Source organism: Mesorhizobium sp. M0052 (assembly GCF_040323255.1).
GTDB lineage: Bacteria > Pseudomonadota > Alphaproteobacteria > Rhizobiales > Rhizobiaceae > Mesorhizobium.
The window spans coordinates 1-507 of sequence record NZ_JAMYUS010000066.1; the positions used below are offsets into that span (position 1 = coordinate 1).

1 protein-coding gene is annotated in these 507 nt (G+C 55.8%); it reads right to left on the minus strand.

Annotated elements, in window-relative coordinates; all coding sequences use genetic code 11:
- Positions 1-283: 283 nt before the first annotated feature.
- A partial coding sequence (locus NKJ77_RS32370) for a transposase (RefSeq protein WP_352536392.1) occupies positions 284-507 on the minus strand: 224 nt, incomplete at its 5' end.

The window sequence follows — 507 nt, forward strand, 5'->3', positions numbered from 1 at the left end:
ATCTGCCACCTGTTCGAGCCGGCCGAATGCCGAAACTTCTTCAAGGCTGCCGGATATGAGGCCAATTAATCGCGACGCGCTTTAGTGTCCGTCCATAAACAGTAACTTTTCGAAGTATTCATTGTAGCCGCCATGTAGATTCGAGGTATTTCTGACTGTTTTTGTGGTTCTATCTGCACGAAGCGTTAGAAGAGAAGTAAAGGTCTCTCGCCGTCCGCTAGTTGGCCCATGGTTAAACCGCCCGGCTGGGCGCCGGGTAGGCTTTTGCGAGGTCGGCGGTGGGTCAGTTCGACTTGAGGCGGGCGAAGAGGGCGAGATTGTAGGCCACCACCGAGGACCAGACATAGGTCTTGAAGTGGTCGAGCCCACGCCAGGTGCAGCGGTCCAGGCCAAAAGCGCGCTTCAAACATGAGACGCCGGCCTCGATGCCGGCACGGAAGTTGCGCAGCTTGCGATACACCCAGCGGCTCTTGACCATGTCCTCGATCTTGATGCCGCATTTTTTGT